Origin of the sequence: Campylobacter concisus, assembly GCF_902460545.1 — a bacterium.
Taxonomy (GTDB): domain Bacteria; phylum Campylobacterota; class Campylobacteria; order Campylobacterales; family Campylobacteraceae; genus Campylobacter_A; species Campylobacter_A concisus_AE.
Map to the genome: position 1 here is coordinate 53,988 of NZ_CABPUE010000005.1, position 16,187 is coordinate 70,174.

At 38.1% G+C, this 16,187-nt stretch carries 15 protein-coding genes; 7 read left to right on the plus strand and 8 right to left on the minus strand.

Translation table 11 applies throughout. From position 1 onward, the window contains the following. Window positions 1-53: 53 nt before the first annotated feature. Genes FZ949_RS04740 through FZ949_RS04775 form a run of 8 tightly spaced genes read right to left on the minus strand, consistent with a single transcriptional unit; the run spans window position 54 to window position 9,450 of the window. On the minus strand, window positions 54-917 hold the full coding sequence (locus FZ949_RS04740) for an EamA family transporter (RefSeq protein WP_103580124.1): 864 nt from the start codon (window positions 915-917) through the stop codon (window positions 54-56). Further along, complete coding sequence (locus tag FZ949_RS04745) at window positions 910-2,145, minus strand: TolC family protein (RefSeq protein WP_103580125.1); 1,236 nt, start codon at window positions 2,143-2,145, stop codon at window positions 910-912. Before FZ949_RS04745 ends, FZ949_RS04740 begins: the two co-directional genes overlap by 8 nt. Then, the gene (locus FZ949_RS04750) at window positions 2,142-5,168 is read right to left on the minus strand and encodes an efflux RND transporter permease subunit (protein WP_103580126.1); all 3,027 of its coding nucleotides are present in this window, start codon (window positions 5,166-5,168) and stop codon (window positions 2,142-2,144) included. Before FZ949_RS04750 ends, FZ949_RS04745 begins: the two co-directional genes overlap by 4 nt. Further along, complete coding sequence (locus FZ949_RS04755; RefSeq protein ID WP_103580127.1) at window positions 5,165-5,908, minus strand: efflux RND transporter periplasmic adaptor subunit; 744 nt, start codon at window positions 5,906-5,908, stop codon at window positions 5,165-5,167. The genes FZ949_RS04750 and FZ949_RS04755 overlap by 4 nt, the downstream gene beginning before the upstream one ends. Next, the gene (locus tag FZ949_RS04760) at window positions 5,905-7,170 is read right to left on the minus strand and encodes a TolC family protein (protein WP_103580128.1); all 1,266 of its coding nucleotides are present in this window, start codon (window positions 7,168-7,170) and stop codon (window positions 5,905-5,907) included. The genes FZ949_RS04755 and FZ949_RS04760 overlap by 4 nt, the downstream gene beginning before the upstream one ends. Beyond that, window positions 7,170-7,892 (minus strand): flagellar type III secretion system pore protein FliP, encoded by a 723-nt coding sequence (fliP, locus tag FZ949_RS04765; RefSeq protein ID WP_196781206.1) that lies wholly within the window; start codon window positions 7,890-7,892, stop codon window positions 7,170-7,172. The genes FZ949_RS04760 and fliP overlap by 1 nt, the downstream gene beginning before the upstream one ends. An 11-nt stretch (window positions 7,893-7,903) precedes the next feature. Next, the gene (locus FZ949_RS04770) at window positions 7,904-8,683 is read right to left on the minus strand and encodes an OmpA/MotB family protein (protein WP_035167452.1); all 780 of its coding nucleotides are present in this window, start codon (window positions 8,681-8,683) and stop codon (window positions 7,904-7,906) included. After that, on the minus strand, window positions 8,683-9,450 hold the full coding sequence (locus FZ949_RS04775; protein ID WP_103580129.1) for a motility protein A: 768 nt from the start codon (window positions 9,448-9,450) through the stop codon (window positions 8,683-8,685). Before FZ949_RS04775 ends, FZ949_RS04770 begins: the two co-directional genes overlap by 1 nt. Window positions 9,451-9,586: 136 nt before the next feature. Here FZ949_RS04775 and glmU point away from each other — a divergent pair, with 136 nt between their 5' ends. From glmU to truA, 7 genes are read left to right on the plus strand one after another with little or no spacing between them, the layout of a single operon-like run. Further along, window positions 9,587-10,894: a bifunctional UDP-N-acetylglucosamine diphosphorylase/glucosamine-1-phosphate N-acetyltransferase GlmU gene (gene glmU, locus FZ949_RS04780; protein WP_103580130.1), complete on the plus strand. Its 1,308-nt coding sequence runs from the start codon at window positions 9,587-9,589 to the stop codon at window positions 10,892-10,894. Then, a complete protein-coding gene (gene coaBC, locus FZ949_RS04785; RefSeq protein ID WP_103580134.1) occupies window positions 10,881-12,053 on the plus strand; it encodes a bifunctional phosphopantothenoylcysteine decarboxylase/phosphopantothenate--cysteine ligase CoaBC in 1,173 nt (390 codons plus the stop codon). Before glmU ends, coaBC begins: the two co-directional genes overlap by 14 nt. After that, on the plus strand, window positions 12,050-12,736 hold the full coding sequence (locus FZ949_RS04790; protein WP_103580131.1) for a hypothetical protein: 687 nt from the start codon (window positions 12,050-12,052) through the stop codon (window positions 12,734-12,736). Before coaBC ends, FZ949_RS04790 begins: the two co-directional genes overlap by 4 nt. Before the next feature lie 3 nt (window positions 12,737-12,739). Beyond that, window positions 12,740-13,411, plus strand: a complete 672-nt coding sequence (uppS, locus tag FZ949_RS04795) for a polyprenyl diphosphate synthase (protein WP_103580132.1) — start codon at window positions 12,740-12,742, stop codon at window positions 13,409-13,411. A gap of 7 nt (window positions 13,412-13,418) precedes the next feature. Then, window positions 13,419-14,207 (plus strand): prepilin peptidase, encoded by a 789-nt coding sequence (locus tag FZ949_RS04800; RefSeq protein ID WP_103580135.1) that lies wholly within the window; start codon window positions 13,419-13,421, stop codon window positions 14,205-14,207. Continuing rightward, window positions 14,200-15,228 (plus strand): LptF/LptG family permease, encoded by a 1,029-nt coding sequence (locus FZ949_RS04805; protein WP_087586585.1) that lies wholly within the window; start codon window positions 14,200-14,202, stop codon window positions 15,226-15,228. Before FZ949_RS04800 ends, FZ949_RS04805 begins: the two co-directional genes overlap by 8 nt. Beyond that, a complete protein-coding gene (gene truA / locus FZ949_RS04810; RefSeq protein ID WP_087586584.1) occupies window positions 15,228-15,959 on the plus strand; it encodes a tRNA pseudouridine(38-40) synthase TruA in 732 nt (243 codons plus the stop codon). The genes FZ949_RS04805 and truA overlap by 1 nt, the downstream gene beginning before the upstream one ends. Window positions 15,960-16,187 lie beyond the last annotated feature (228 nt).

The following is a 16,187-nucleotide window of genomic DNA, read 5'->3' on the forward strand; positions in this document are numbered from 1 at the left end:
TTTACATATCTTCTTTTTGATGAAAACTACACTAGATCGCTTAAAATTTATTTCTAAGCAACCTTTACACCGTAAAATTTCATAATTTTATTGTGAATGACTAGCGAAACATACATAATCACAGCCCCTACAATGAGTCTAGTTAAATTTGTATCCTTTTGCCAAAAGACTAAATTTACGATGATGGCAGCTGGAATGAGAGCATTATTCATGATGGCAAGCACGCCACTATCGACCTCGCAAGCACCTTTGTTCCACATAAAATACCCTAGCCCACTAGCGACCACTCCAAGCCAGAGAAGCACTAAAATTTGCGTTAGATCAAGCGTAAATTTGGCCGGATTACCAAGAGTTAAAAGTGCAACAATAGCTACAAAAAATGCCCCAAAGTGAAAGTAGCCAAAGACATTTTTTTGATCCACATCAAATTTTTCTAAAAGTGCTTTATATGCACTCTGCCCTGCCCCAAAGCAGATATTTGCCGCTTGCACTAGCAAAAAGCCCTTTAATACACCATCGTTTATAGCGCCATATTTGATAACCAAAGCTCCAAAAACCGCAACGCCAACGCTAAAGAGATAAAGTGGTCTAAATTTAAAGCTAAATGCGTCATAGATGAGCGTCACATAAAACGGCGTAAAAATGGTAAAAAGTGCTACTTCTGGCACGCTTAGATACAAAAATGAATTGTAATAAAATAGATACATAAGTCCTATTTGCACCGCTCCGATCGCCATGATGCCAAATGCTAGCTTTGGACTGATACCACGAAATTTTGTAAATGGCAAAAAGACTAAGCTCGCAAGCGCAACCCGAATAAAAACAGCCAAATAGCTATCAACCTTGCCAGCTAAAAACTCACCTATCAAACTAAAGCTAAACGCCCACAAAATGGTTACAAAGATCAGTTTATTCAATTATCACCTCATTTATTTTTCTTGCACATTCAAAAAAGTACTCAAGTTTATTTAGCTCAAGTAAATCGCCATCAAGTATGAAATTTGCCCTATCACTAAAATTTTTCTCACTCACAAACAAAAATTCTTCATATTTTATCTCGCCATTAAGATAGCCATTTAGCAGATCAATAAAATCACTATCAAGCTTATCTTGCTTCAAATCTTGCAAATTTAACTTTGCATTTAAGCCTTTGATTGTGCTTTCTAGCTCTTTTAGGCGAGTGATTATCCTATTTTCTTCATCGCTTAAATCAAGTGCCGCCTTTTGCTCTTCAATGCGTTTAACTTGACTTTGCTTACTAAGACTTAAGCTATCAGGTAGCTTCCACTCAAACTCCACTCTAGGCCTGTTCGCATCAGCGTAAGCGCCTATCATCTGCGAAGTCGTTCTCTCACCTTTTTTAAAGCTGTTATTATTCACACTTTGCGTATCTTTTAAGTAAATTCTTGGAGCAAATTTACTCTTTTGCTTCTCATTTTCTTGCTCTTTTATATATTTTTCCTGCTCCATTGCTCCAAGTTTTGCACTTAGATCATCTTTGCTAAAATCAGGCATCATTATCTTTGAGCCAGCGTTAAAGCCGATCTCGCCGTTTGAGAGCAAATTTATCCTTGAGTTTAGCTCTGCTAGCTTAAGCCCAAGCTCGTCAAGCTCTGCTCTTTTTTTATTTAACGTGAAATTTATCGCATCAAACTCAGCCTTATTTATCTCACCATACTCAAACCAAAACTCATTTTCAGCCGCAGCCTTAGCAAAACTATCCACAAATTTTGTCTCTAAATTTATAAGAGAATTTAGTGCGATAGCGTTGAAATAGACCTTTGCGACCTGAAAAGCAGTGAGGTTCATCAGCTCTTCATCTTTGTAAATTTTCTCCACGCCCTTGTGGTCTAAAATTTTATCAGCAGCCTCACTCGCTCCGCCATCAAAGATAAGATACTCAACCTTAGCCGTGATCGATCCAGCCTTTGTCATATATCCACCCTTTATCTCATCAGGCACAAAGGTATATCTGCCATCAAGGGATAAATTTAGCTTTTTACTCTTATTTTTATTTATATATTCATTTTTATTAAATTCTTTCAAACTCTCAAGCCTTGCACTTTGCGCTAGAGCGATGATCTCTAGTAAATTTCCAGCCCAAAGAGGCAAAGCAAAGAGCAAAACAGCTAAAATTTTCTTCAAATTCTCTCCCTTTCATAAAATTTTCTTATAAATTTATCAAGATTATAAACCCACGCAAAAAGCACTGGCACGACAAGCAAGCTTAGCAAGGTCGAACTAATGAGCCCAAAGATGATGCTTATAGCCATAGGTGAGTTGGCCTCATAGCCAGCACCCCTGCTAAGAGCAAGGGGGAGCATGGCAAATATCATCGCAAAAGTGGTCATCAAAACAGCCCTTAGTCGCTTTTTTGCAGCTATTTTCACAGCTTCGTTTGCCTCCATGCCGCTATTTGCAAAGTGGTTTGCAAAATCAACCACTAAAATGGCGTTTTTACCCACCATGCCAAAGAGCAAGATGACGCCAACCATGACAAATAGGCTAAATGGATTGCCACTTATAAAAAGGCCAATCACGACGCCACAAAAGGCAAGTGGCATGGCTAGCATGATGAGAAATGGCAACAAAAAGCTCTCATAAAGTGCAGCAAGCACCATGTAAATAAGCACCGCGCTAGCACTTACCGTAAAGATAAACGAAGCGTTTGTATCGTCCATGAGCTCTACAAATCCAAGAAATTTATACTTGAAATTTGCTGGCAAAATTTCATCAAGCTTCTTTGAAATTTCATTTGCCACGCTATTTAGCGGAGTGTTGTTTTTGGTATTTGCTAAAAATTTTATCTCATCGGCTCTATTAAATCTCGAAATACTAGCTGGCTTTTGCTCAAAACTAAGCGTCGCCACGTCGCCAAGTGTCACGAAAAAGCCCTCTTTGCTTCTTATTTTAGTCTTTAAGATATCATCTGTATCGCTTCTAAATTTATCATCAAGACGCATGTAAAGCTCATACTCTTTGCCATTTTCGTTTTCAAAAACAGAGACCTCATTCTCGCTAAATGCGCTATAAACAGCGCTTGCAATGCTAGCCTTGTCTAAATTTAGTCTTTTAGCCTTATCTTCATCGATAGAAATTTGCACGCGCTTTAGCAGATCTTCTTCAGGCGAATTTACGTCCGTTGCGTCATTTATCTCTGTTAGCATTTTGCTAATCTTTGGTACAAATTTTTCTAACTCTTTGCCATTTTCAGATGTGATAGTAAGCTTAACTGGCTGCACATCGCCACCTTCAACCACCGGAAGATCAGCCACGATGACGCTCATATCATCACTTTTTAGCTTATCACGAAACCTCTGCATGATAGCGTTTTGCCGCTCGTGATTAGCTCTATCTTTTAGCTCTTTTAGCCTAACGTAAGCTTTTACAAGATAAGGCTGCTTGGCGTCTGTATAGCCAAGGATGAAGTAGGCGTAAGCTACCTGAGGATCGGCGTTTATGAGTGAAATTTTATCTTTTAGCTTTTGCTTGCTAGCCTCCAGACTAAGGGCAGGATCAAGCTTAAAGTAGATGTTAAACTCCGAGTTATCCTCGCTTGGCATGAAGTCGCCGCCTACAAATTTAGCCAGAGCAAACGAGCAAACAACGACCGCAAGCGTTATAGCTAAAAATATGAGCTTAAATTTAAGCACTAAAGCTAAAATTTTCTCATAGCCATTTTCAAGTACCTCAAAAAATGGCTCGCTCTTTTGAAAAAAACCGCTTTGTTTGGCATTTACAAACCTAGCGCTAAGCGTTGGCACAAGAAAGATGCTCACAAAAAACGAGATGACGATGCCAGCTGCCACGCTCATCGCAAATGAGTTAAAGTACTTGCCAACGATGCCGCTCATAAAGGCTATTGGCACAAAGACGCAAAGCAACACGAGCGAGATCGCAAAGACGCTAAATGCTATCTCTTTTATACCTACAAAGCTTGCCTTTAGGGTATTTGGCTCATCTTTTAGCTTGCTAGCGATATTTTCAGTGACAACTATCGCATCATCGATGAAAATTCCGATGCCAAGGGTCAGAGCTATGAGGCTTAGGCGGTTGATGTCGTATCCTAGGGCGTTTATGATGAAAAACGTCGCCACGATGCTAGTTGGTATCGCTACGACTGAGATGATGGTGATCGAGAAATTTCTTAAAAACAGATAGACGATCACGATGGTTAGCAAGACGCCAAGGATCATATCAAAGGCGGTTTGATCGATGTGCTTTTGTATCACTTCGCTCTTATCATAAGCTATTTTTACGTCGTATTCATTGCCAAGCAGACTTTTAAACTGATCTAGCTTTGACTTTGCTAGAGCGATCACGGTTAGAGCGTTTGCATCTGGAGCTAGCTCAAGACCAAGCAAGACGCCACTTTTTTTATCCATTATCGCTGCTTCGTTTGCGTCTTTGTAAGCGAGATCAACACTTGCAATATCTTTTAAAAAGACCCCTTGTTTGATCGTTAAATTTCTTATCTCATCTATGCTTTTGGCGCTGAAATTTGACTTGATCGCCATTTGGATTTTTTCATTTTCTATCTTGCCAAGCGGTGCTTTTAAATTTTCAACCTTTATCAAATTTGCCACTTCGTTTGCGCTAAGGGCGTTTTTATCAAGCTTAAATCTATCTAGTAAAATTTTCACCGCTGGCTCTAAAAAGCCATTTGTCTTGACCTTTGAAACGCCACTAATTCGCTCTAAAAATGGCTTTGCCACGTCATCGATCTCTTGCATGAGCTTAGTTTCATTATCATCAAGCCTTGTGATAAAGAGACTAAAGACAGAAGATGAGAGACCATTTAGCTTTTCTATCTCGTAGTTTGCGCCAAGTCTTGCCTTTTGCATCTTATCGCGAACATCGTTTGTAGCGCTCTCTAGGTCTTTGTTTAGCTCAAATTCGATACTAACTACACTTAGATTATCAAAGCTAGTTGAGTAAATTTTCTTGATACCTTCAATGCTTGAAATTTCATCCTCGATCTTTTGTGTGATCTTAGTTTTTATATAGTTCATATCGCCGTTTGCGTAGGTCGTGATCTTTACTATTGGGATATTTACTTGTGGGTATAAATTTACATTCATCGTCTTTAGAGAGTAAATTCCAAAGACAACAAGGCTTAAAAATATCATAAGCGTAGTTATGGGGCGATTTATGGCTGTTTTTATCATTTATTTTCGCCGATTATCACTTTTCCTTGACCAAACATGCCAGGTTTTAGGCCGCTGTCATAAGCCTGGGCGTAAAATTTTCTAGTCTCTCGCTTAATCTCTGGATAGATGAGAGCGATTTTTACCTCTTTTTCCTCGCTTGTTGCGTCAAGTTTAAATTTAAATGTATCGCCAACTTTTACTAAATTTGCATATTTTTCATCAATCGCTATTAAAATTTTTGCCTCATTTGAATTTAAAACAAAAGCTGGACTAAGCGGCGAAACACTCTCTCCAAGCTCAATGTTTTTACTAGCGATAACGCCATCAAATGGAGCTTTTAAAACAGCTTTTTTAAGGCGATCTTGCGCATTTAAAATAGCAATTTGTGCACTTTGAACCCGGAGTATTGCTTCGTCAAATTTATACTTTACCTCGTCAAATTCTTGCTTTGAAGTGACATCCCTTACTTGAGTAAATTTGTTTAAAGTATTTTTTGCAAATTCACTAGCATTTTTTGCCAGCTCAAGATCATTTTTTGCCTTTTTAAGAGCGATTTCTAGACTGCTTTGATCAAGAATAGCTAGCACGTCACCCTTTTTAACATGACTTGAAACATCTACAAAAATTTTATCTACCTTACCACTGCCCTCAAATGCAAGCTTTGAGCTTTGCTTGGCATAGACTTCAAAGTCAGCAAAAATTTCTTCACTAGCAAATGAAAAAATGCCAAATATCATTAAAATTATCAGCTTTTTCAATCTTTAATCCTCTCTAAAATCGGCTCGCCATTTTCAAAAAAGAACTCCGCTTTTTTAATCTCAAGCTCATCTTTTGCACTCTCAAAAAGGCTAATGGCATCAAATTTTTGAGAGAGTGCCTCAAGCAGGTCGCTATATCCCAAAAGCCCGGAGTTATACTTTTCATAGCTAGCTTTTAATGCCAAATCGCTTGCTCTTACATATTCGTTTAGTGAAGCGATTTTTGAAGTGAGCACCACGATTTCACTTTGCAAATTTTTAAGCCTTGTCTCGTTTTCACGCTTTTTATACTCCAAATTTAGCCTTGCCTCATCAAGCGCGATCTTTTGAGCCTGACTCATCTTGCTAGTGGCGAAAAAATCAAAAATTTTCCATTTAAAAGCGATACCAAATTTATTGCCATGAGTATCTTCTTTTAGGTATTTATCCACGTATGAGCGGTAAGAACTAAGCCTGCCTAGATCGATATCGTAATTATTTTTATAAAATCCATATGTGTCATAAAGCATGATTTGGGGCAAAAAACCAGCCTTTGCCTCGCTAAGCTTAGCTTCACCTAAAAATATATCTTGGCTTAGTCTATCAAGCTCAGCATTCTTTGAAGCTAAATTTGAGCCAATCTCAGCCATCTTTGCTCCAGCTACTGGTAAAATTTTCTCACCAGTTAGCAAATTTATCTCATTTAAGATTTGCTCCATTTTGTTTTTGTATTCAAGCTGCGTGCTATTAGCTAAGTAATATTTAGCTCTTACATTTTCAAGCTCATCTTTTGCGGCAAGGCCTGCAATGTTTGCCTTTTCAAGCTTATCTAAAACGCCTTTTAAAAAATTTGCTTGAGCGTTTTTGGCTGCGATTATATTTTCAAGTGCTAGAGCATTAAAATATAAATTTACAGCCTTAAGCGCAAGATAGTTTTTAGCTTCATCGCTTGCGATGGCGGCTTTATTTTTCAAAAGCTGGCTCATCTTTAGCCTAGCCTCTCTCGCTCCGCCATCATAAAGCAAAAAATCAATTCTAGCCAGCACACCAGCTGACTCTTTAGCGACTATGCTTGGAAAAGTGCTTGCATTTTTGCCGTATGAGCCCTCTAAGCTAAGGCTTGGCATATATGAGCTTAATGTGGCTTCATCGTTTAAATTTGCTCTTTTTAACTCAAGCTCTTTGATCTTTGAAATTTCATTTTGTGTAGCTTTATTTGCGATCATACTTAAATTTGAACCAATCAAAAACACTGGCAAAAAAATGAATAAAAATTTTTTCATTAGTGAAAGCTTTTTACAAGATTTCCTATTAGTAAATTCCAGCCATCAACAAGCACGAATATGAGCAGTTTAAATGGTAGTGAGATCATGACAGGAGGAAGCATCATCATACCCATAGCCATCAGCACTGAGCTTACGACCATGTCGATGACAAGAAATGGCAAATAGAGTAAAAACGCTATCTCAAAAGATGTCTTTAGCTCACTTATCATGAAAGCTGACATTGCGATACTTAGCGGTATCTCTTCGATGTTTGCTGGATTTTGTAAATTTCTAATCCTAAAGAAAAGTGCAAGGTCTTTTTCTCTTGTGTTTTTTACCATAAATTCTTTAAATGGCTTTAAGCTTTTATCAAGCATCTCTTCATAGCCTATCTGCTCAGCTATATAAGGCTTTATGCCATCGTTATAGCTCTTTTGCCCAACTGGCTCCATAATAAAAAATGTAAGAACCATCGCAAGCGAGATGAGTACTGTTGAAGGTGGAACTTGTTGCGTACCCATCGCTTGGCGTAAAAATGAAAATACGATAACAAGCCTTAAAAAACTTGTCATCATAAAAATGAGCGAAGGAGCAAGTGCAAGTGCAGTGAGGATTAGTAAAACATTTAGAGAATTTACAAGCTGCTCGGCATTTGCTGGAGAATTTAGACTTAAATTTATAGTTGGTAGCGCAGGATCAGCCCCAAAAACCGTGCAAAGTAAAACCGCTAAAGCAAGCAGTGCTTTCACGACTAATTCCTCATATCAAGGATACTTTTCTTAGTAGCCTCTTTATTTTTTGGCTCAAGCGATATGAAGTGAATTTCTACTCTATTATTCTTAGCTCTACCATCTTCTGTGCTGTTACTAGCGATCGGATCAAACGAAGCTTTGCCAGAAGCTATTATTCTATTTTGTGGTACGCCATCGTTGATTAGCTCTTCAACCACGCTTAAAGCCCTTGCAGTTGAGAGTTGCCAGTTATTTTTATAAGCTGAGTCTTTGCTTGGCTCTATATTATCTGTATGGCCGATGATATCGGCTTTTACATCATTAGGCATTTTCGCCACAATCATGCCTATTCGTTTTAAAAATAGCTTCGCATCTTCACCAGAAATTTCAGCACTATCCTTATCAAAAAGCATAGCCGCTGGAAGCCTTACGATAAAGCCATCTTCACTCTCTTCCATAGTGATCTCAGGTGCCCCGCTAGCAGCTAGTAATTCATTTATCTTTTTAACATTCATATTTAGCTCACTTTGTGAGCCCTTTTGCTTGCTTATCTTTTTTGCACGAGTATTTTCTGGATCCGTCTCTTTTTCTATCTGATTTTCAGGTCTAGCACCACCTTCAAGCACACTTAATGCACCAGCTAGTGAGCCAACGGCAGCCTCCATCTTTTTAGCATCCATTGTCGCCATAGAAAGCAATAAAACGAAAAAACAAAGCAAAAGTGACATAAGGTCGCCAAAAGCAGCTAGCCACTCAGGCATACATTTTGGACACTCTTCTGGTTTTATTAACTTACCCATTATTCGAACTGACTTTTTCTATCTTTTGGTGGTAAAAATGCTAAGAGTTTAGCCTCAAGCGTTCTTGGATTATCGCCCGCTTGTATCGACATGATTCCCTCAAGTACGACTTGTTTTTCAAGTGCTTCATCAGCATCGCGAATAGAGAGGATATTTGCCACAGGCGCACCTATGATATTACCTATCATCGCACCATAAAGCGTCGTAAGCAAGGCAACCGCCATTGATGGGCCAATCGCACTAGGATCTGACATGTTAAGAAGCATCGCAACAAGACCAATGAGCGTTCCTATCATACCCATAGCACCCGCAAAACCGCCGACTTGCTCAAAAATTTTAATATTATTTGAATGTCTTGTACTAGTTTGATCGATATCGATCTCCAAAAGTGCTCTGATCGCATCTGGCTCATTGCCATCGACCGCCATTGAGAGGCCTCTTTTTAAGAACTGATTTGTCTCATTATTTACTTCGCTTTCGAGCGATAAGATACCATCACGTCTAGCTTTGGTTGAATAATCAACTATTTTTTTTATAGTCTCAGGTAAATTTACTACGACTGATGGCTTAACAGCAATGCCATAAAATTTACCAACACCTTTAAGCGTCTCCATCTTGAAGCCAACCATCATAACGCCGATAGTACCACCAAAAACGATCATCACAGAAGGAATATCGATGTATGGTCCTATACCAACGCCTATCGCCATTGATCCAAACAAAAGCACCAGGGTCAAAACCCAGCCGACGACGGTTCCTAAATCCATTTAAGCTCACTTTATTTATAAATTCTTAAGAATTGCTATTTTATTAGCTTTTTGTTGAAACAATCGTTAAATTAAAAAAATTGTTTGCCATTTTTTGCTACAATCTGCGAAATTTTTAACGTTAAAAGGCTTAAAAATGAACAATACTTCAATCATAATTTTAGCGGCTGGTCTTGGCACCAGAATGAAATCAAAACGCCCAAAAGTTCTATTTGAGCTATGTGGCGAGCCAATGATCATTCACATATTAAAGCAAGCTTATGCGATCACAAATGACGTTAGCGTCATGCTTCACTACGAAAAAGAGTTAATTAGCAAAAAGATAAAAGAAATTTTCCCTCAAACTAAAATTTTCGAGCAAGATCTAGCAAATTTTCCAGGCACTGCTGGCGCGATAAAAAGCGTAAATTTAAGCGGCGAAAAGGTGATAGTAACTTGTGGTGATATGCCTCTTGTAAAATCAACCGATCTAATGCGTCTAGCAAATGCCGAAGCTGACGTGGTTATGAGCTCATTTGAAGCAGCAAATCCTTTTGGCTACGGCAGAGTCATCATAAAAAACGGCAAAGTTGAAGGCATCGTCGAGCAAAAAGATGCTAGCGAAGCGCAACTTGCGATAAAAAGCGTAAATGCTGGCTGCTACTGCTTTAAGCGCGAAGCATTAGAGCAAATTTTACCGCTCATAAACAACCAAAACGCGCAAAAAGAGTACTACCTAACTGACGCCATAAAAATAGCAAATGAAAAGGGTTTAAAGTGCGTTGCAGTGAATGTTAGCGAGCAAAATTTTATGGGCATAAATGATAAATTTCAGCTTAGCATTGCAGAAAAAATAATGCAAGATGAGATCAAGCAAAATTTGATGAAGGCTGGCGTTTTGATGCGCATGCCTGAGAGCATTTTCATAGATAGCAGGGCTAAATTTGAAGGCGAGTGCGTGCTCGAAGAAAACGTAAGTATCCTTGGTGAGTGCGTCATCACAGAAAGTATCATCAAAAGCTCATCGGTGATCGAAAGCAGCGTTATTAAAAACTCAGACATCGGTCCACTAGCTCACATCAGGCCAAATTCTGAAATTTCTGATACGCACATAGGAAATTTCGTCGAGGTTAAAAAAGGCGTTCTTAGCGGCGTAAAAGCTGGACATTTGAGCTATCTTGGCGACTGCGAGATAGAAAGTGGCACAAACATCGGATGTGGTACGATCACATGCAACTACGACGGCAAAGCAAAACACAAAACAAAGATCGGCAAAAACGTCTTTGTTGGCTCAGATACACAGCTAGTTGCTCCTGTAAATATCGCTGATAATGTCATCATCGCAGCTGGCAGCACCATCACAAAAGACGTTGAAAGCGGCGCTCTAGCTATCAGCAGAGGTCGTCAAGAGAACAAAAGCGGCTTTTTTGAGAAATTCTTTGGCAAAGACGATGTTAAAAAATAAGAAAATTTTACTTGCCGTTTGCGGTAGTATCGCCTTTTATAAAGCTTACGAAATTTTATCGCTGCTTAAAAAGAAAGGTGCTGATGTTTATGTGGCTTTAAGTGACGGAGCGCTTGAATTTTGCAGTGTAAGCGGCTTTGAAGCGCTAAGCGAGCATAAAATTTTAAGCTCACAAACGCAAAACTGGCAAGATGGCGTAAATCACATAGCCTACTCTAAAATGGATCTAGTCCTCATCGCACCTGCTTCGGTAAATACGATAAATAAGCTAACAGCTGGCATCTGCGACAATGTCTTTATGCAAACGCTAATCGCCGCCTCACACGTGCCCCTAGTTGTCGCTCCAGCTGCAAATAACAATATGATCGAGCACTTCGCGACGCAAAACTCACTTGAAATTTTAAAGAAAAACGGTGCTTTAGTAGTAGAGCCGGTTTTAAAAACTCTAGCTTGTGGCGACGTTGGCAAGGGCGGTCTTGCCAGTCCTGAGATGATAGTAGAAGCTGTTATAAAAAGACTTAGCAAGCCTCTTTTTGTAGGCAAAAAAGTAGTAATCACTGGTGGCGCGACGACAGAAAAGATAGATGATGTTAGAGCCATTACAAATTTCTCAAGCGGTAAGATGGCGATGGCGCTTGCAAGAGCTTTTTATTACTCTGGTGCTGATGTTACGCTACTTGCTAGCTTTGAAGTGGAAAACGAGCCATTTGAATGCTTTAAATTTAGCTCAAGCAATGAACTTTTAGAGCTTTGCAAGAGCGAGTGTGAGAGCGCAAATTTACTTGTGATGTGTGCTGCAGTAAGCGATTTTGTGCCGACAAAAATTGATGGCAAGATAAAAAAAGAGGATGTTGGCGAAATTTTAAGCTTAAGTCTAAAGAGAAATGTCGATATTTTGCAAAGCTTAAAAGAGTTTAAATGCAAAAAGATCGGCTTTAAGCTTGAAATCTCAAGTGAGAGCGCACACAAAAATGCTAGAGCAATGCTAGAGCAAAAGGGGCTTGACGCAGTTTGCCTAAATATCTTGAGTGAGAAAAATGGCTTTGCAAGCGAGCAAAATGAGGTAAATTTCATCACGAAAAATAGTGAAACTTTGCTACCGCTTGCCGCAAAAGACGAGATCGCAAGACGTATCGTGGAGCTAGCAGCAAATTTATGATAGAGAAAATTTCTCACATTCAAAAAATAGCAAAAAATGCAAATTCTCCGTTAGTAGCTATAAATTCGTCACTTCCGCTTAGTATCTTGGTAAGCCAAAAGATCGGCTTTAACAGATACATTTTAAATTTCGCAAATAGAAATTTAAACACAAAAAGCGCAAAAGAGCTAAACGTAGGCTCGAAATACTGGGGCGAGGTGCAAAGCCAGGGCGAAAATATCGTCATAAAAAATTTATACGAAAAGCCAAGAATTTTATATGAGGATGTCTTGGCTGATGGGCTAAATCTTATCGAAAATTTGATAGGAAATGAGAATTTATCGTGGTTTTATGACTATTTATTTAAAAGTTTAAGTGAAGCTAAGACAAAAGACGAGATGAAAGTGCTAGCGAAAATGCTCTTTGCTCTGCAAGAAAATGTCGTGCATATACCATTTATTTATAATGGCATAAACGGTGTTTTTCAGCTAAAAAAAGAGGAGGATGATATAAAAATTTTTTTAATATTTTCAAATTTTGCTCCACTTATTTTTAAATTTAAAGATGAAGCTATGTGCGAGATCACGACTCCATTTAATAATGTGGCTAGCTTGCTAAAAAGAGAATTTAGCACTAACATAACAGTGCAAAATGTGAGTGCTCTTTGGAGCAAAAAAGAACAAATTATTGATATAAAAGGCTAAAGATTGAATGAATTAAACCACCTTGCTATTATCATGGATGGAAATGGGCGCTGGGCTAAAAAACGTGGATTTTTACGGACAAACGGGCACGAAGCTGGAGCAAATGTAGTAAGCGATATGTGCGAATTTTGTATCGATAATGGGGTGAAAATTTTAAGTCTTTACGCATTTAGTACTGAAAACTGGAAAAGGCCGCAAAAAGAGGTCGAATTTTTGATGAATTTGCTTAAGAAATTTCTCATTTCAAAGCATGTTGATTTTATAAAAAATGGGATTAAATTTAACACGATCGGCGACATTTCGCCATTTAGCGATGAGCTAAAAAACGAGATAGAAATCACCAAAAACACTACAAGAGAGAATAAAAATTTATTATTAAATTTAGCTATAAACTACGGCTCAAAAGATGAGATTATTAGAGCTGCAAGAAAGCTAACTTTAGAAGGCTGCGAGATAAACGAAGCAAGCCTAAATGCAGCACTTGATGAGAGTGAGCCGGTGGATCTTCTCATTAGAACTGGTGGAGAAAGTAGACTCTCAAATTTCATGCTCTGGCAGGCAAGCTACGCGGAGCTATTTTTTACGCCAACACTTTGGCCTGACTTTAGCAAGGATGAGCTTGCAAATATCGTTAGCAAATTTAAAAATATAGAGCGAAGATTTGGCGGAGTTTAGCAAGATAATGGATAATTTAGTCATCTTTTTTGCCGTTTTTGCTTTTGTTTTGGGTATTTGCGTGGGCTCATTTTCAAATGTGCTGATCTACCGCCTACCAAGAAATGAGAACATAAATTTTCCAGCTTCTCATTGCCCAAACTGTGATCATAAGCTAAATTTTTATCACAATATTCCAATTTTTTCGTGGCTATTTTTAGGCGGCAAATGTGCCTTTTGTAAGCAAAAAATAAGCCTCATCTATCCAGTGATCGAGCTAGTTTCTGGGATACTTTTTTTGATCTGTTTTTTTAAAGAGTGCGGCGAAATTTTAAGTGTAGAAACGCTGCTTTACGCGCTATTTTTAGGGCTTTGTTTTATAATGCTGCTAGCTCTTAGCGTCATAGACATAAGATATAAAGCCGTGCCAGATGCGCTTCTTTTTGCAGCGCTATTTTTCGCATTTATCTACGCTTTGATGCTTTTTATATTTAAAGAAAATTTTGCCCAAATTTTAAATTTATTCCTTTTTGCACTTATCTTTTGGGTGCTTAGATTTGTTGTAAGCTTTGCCATAAAAAGAGAAGCGATGGGTAGTGCAGATATCTTTATAGCGGCGATCATCGGAGCTATCTTGCCAGTCAAACTGGCTCTAGTGGCGATCTATCTTGCAGCACTTTTTACGCTTCCAGTCTATGCGGTCGTTCAAAAAAGGGGCTACGAGCTGGCTTTTGTGCCATTTTTAAGTCTTGGCTTACTTATTACATACGCTTTTAAAGAGCAAATTTTAGAAATTTTAAGGTTTATTTATGAGTAGAGCGAATAGATATCTTTTATTTAACTTCCTAGGGACTTTTGCGTCGCTATTTAGTACGCTTTTTTTGATCATGTCGATCGTATTTTTCATCCAGATCGCACGCATCACTTCTTACATTGAGATCAGCTTTGGTGAGCTTTTTAAACTCTACTCATTTATGCTTCCACGTGTACTACTTTTTGTCGTGCCTATCGCATTTTTTGTATCACTTGCCATGACTCTTTTTAGATTATCAAAAGAGAATGAAAGTATCGTTATTTTTACGCTTGGTGGCTCGCCAAATAAGATTGCTAAATTTTTCTTAATATTTTCAGCATTTTTAAGCACTGCTCTACTTGTAATTGCTACCATAATGATACCAATAGCCGCACAGCTAAATGCAAATTTTATTGATTATAAAAAGACTGTTGCAAAGCTAAATTTAAAGCCAACTCAGTTTGGACAAAAATTCTCTGACTGGATGGTCTATGTGGGCAGTGAAATGCAAGATAATAATGGCACTACTTATAAAGATATCGTGATGTTTAATCCTTACATTAAAGACTCCCAACGCTTAATCACTGCTAAAAATGCAAAGATCACTAATACAAATCAAAGCATTGAACTCTCTTTATTAGATGGAAAAATGTATGACATAAAAGATGAAATTTATCATCAAAGCAACTTCAAATCTATGAAGATAAGGACTGCCCAAAGTGAAGAGATAAGTGATATAGGAAGTATAAAAGAGTACTGGACGGAGGCAAATAGTAGTGAAAAAAGAAGAAAAGACCTTAGCACATATGTGCTTGTTGCGCTATTTCCACTTGCCAGTACACTTTTTGCCATAAGCTTTGGCATCGTTACTTATAGATATGAAAAGGGTATGGTTTATGTTGGTACGTTTGGCGTTTTATTTGGGTATTTTACGCTCATAATGCTCTTTTCGTCAAAGCCAGCTTTTGCGATTCCGCTAATATTTTTCGTCTTTTTATTGGTAGGAATTTTGCTTTTTAAAGCCAAGATCATGCGAAGATACTAATGAAAATCCAACTAATTTATAGCTACGATGGCTCCAAATTTCAAGGCTCGCAAACTCAGCCGCATGAAAATGGTGTAGAAGATGAGCTTTCGCGTGCTCTAGCTCACGTTGGAATATTTGAAAAAATAGTCTCTAGCTCACGTACAGACAAAAATGTCCATGCGATCAATCAAAGCTCAAGCGTAATTTGTGGCGATCATTTTAAAAATTTAGAGCACTTAAAAGAGCTAATCAACCGCCATGCCCACCCAAATATTCATATAAAACGTATAAATTTAGTTGATGAAAATTTTCAAGCAAGATTTGACGCCGTAGCAAGGTCTTATAGATACATTATAGATCATGGAGAATTTGATGTTTTTGACTCAAACTATAAAGTCTTTTTGCCAAAATTCGATATCAAAAAAGCAAATGAAATTTTATCTAATTTTGTTGGCAAGCATGATTTTAGCTCCTATATGAAAACAGGAAGTGACACAAAAAGCCCAGTACGAGAAATTTTTAAGGCATTTTGTTATGAATACAAAAACCAAACTATCATCGTTTTTAAAGCGAATGGCTTTTTACGCGCTCAAGTACGGCTTATGGTTGCAAATCTACTTAAGGCCTTGAGTATAAAAAATGGTGGTGAGCTCATCAATGCTTCGCTTAATGGACACCTTGCCTTAACTCGTATCCCAGCTCCAGCTGAAGGGCTTTATCTAAATAGAGTTTTTTATAAATTTAATTAGATATTTAGAATATTCAATAGTAAGCTTATTTAAAATATCAAATAAAGAGTCCTAACCCTCCTTCAAATTTTTAACGCAGTAAATGATAAAGAAAAACTTTTTAAGATCCACTCTGACTCACCTAAAGCCTGCCCGCTTGGTGGCAAGATTGAAGGCCTCTTAACCACCCCTCTCCTAAAAGCACAAGAAGCTTTAGAGGATAGTTTAAGGAGTATTACTTTACAAGAT

What these genes read in the sequence shown, in the direction of transcription:
- truA (WP_087586584.1), top strand. Translation starts at nt 15,228, where the DNA reads ATGAAAATCCAACTAATTTATAGCTACGATGGCTCCAAATTTCAAGGC.
- FZ949_RS04805 (WP_087586585.1), top strand. Translation starts at nt 14,200, where the DNA reads ATGAGTAGAGCGAATAGATATCTTTTATTTAACTTCCTAGGGACTTTT.
- coaBC (WP_103580134.1), top strand. Translation starts at nt 10,881, where the DNA reads ATGTTAAAAAATAAGAAAATTTTACTTGCCGTTTGCGGTAGTATCGCC.
- FZ949_RS04770 (WP_035167452.1), bottom strand. Translation starts at nt 8,683, where the DNA reads ATGGGTAAGTTAATAAAACCAGAAGAGTGTCCAAAATGTATGCCTGAG.
- FZ949_RS04760 (WP_103580128.1), bottom strand. Translation starts at nt 7,170, where the DNA reads ATGAAAAAATTTTTATTCATTTTTTTGCCAGTGTTTTTGATTGGTTCA.
- glmU (WP_103580130.1), top strand. Translation starts at nt 9,587, where the DNA reads ATGAACAATACTTCAATCATAATTTTAGCGGCTGGTCTTGGCACCAGA.
- FZ949_RS04750 (WP_103580126.1), bottom strand. Translation starts at nt 5,168, where the DNA reads ATGATAAAAACAGCCATAAATCGCCCCATAACTACGCTTATGATATTT.
- FZ949_RS04800 (WP_103580135.1), top strand. Translation starts at nt 13,419, where the DNA reads ATGGATAATTTAGTCATCTTTTTTGCCGTTTTTGCTTTTGTTTTGGGT.
- FZ949_RS04775 (WP_103580129.1), bottom strand. Translation starts at nt 9,450, where the DNA reads ATGGATTTAGGAACCGTCGTCGGCTGGGTTTTGACCCTGGTGCTTTTG.
- FZ949_RS04790 (WP_103580131.1), top strand. Translation starts at nt 12,050, where the DNA reads ATGATAGAGAAAATTTCTCACATTCAAAAAATAGCAAAAAATGCAAAT.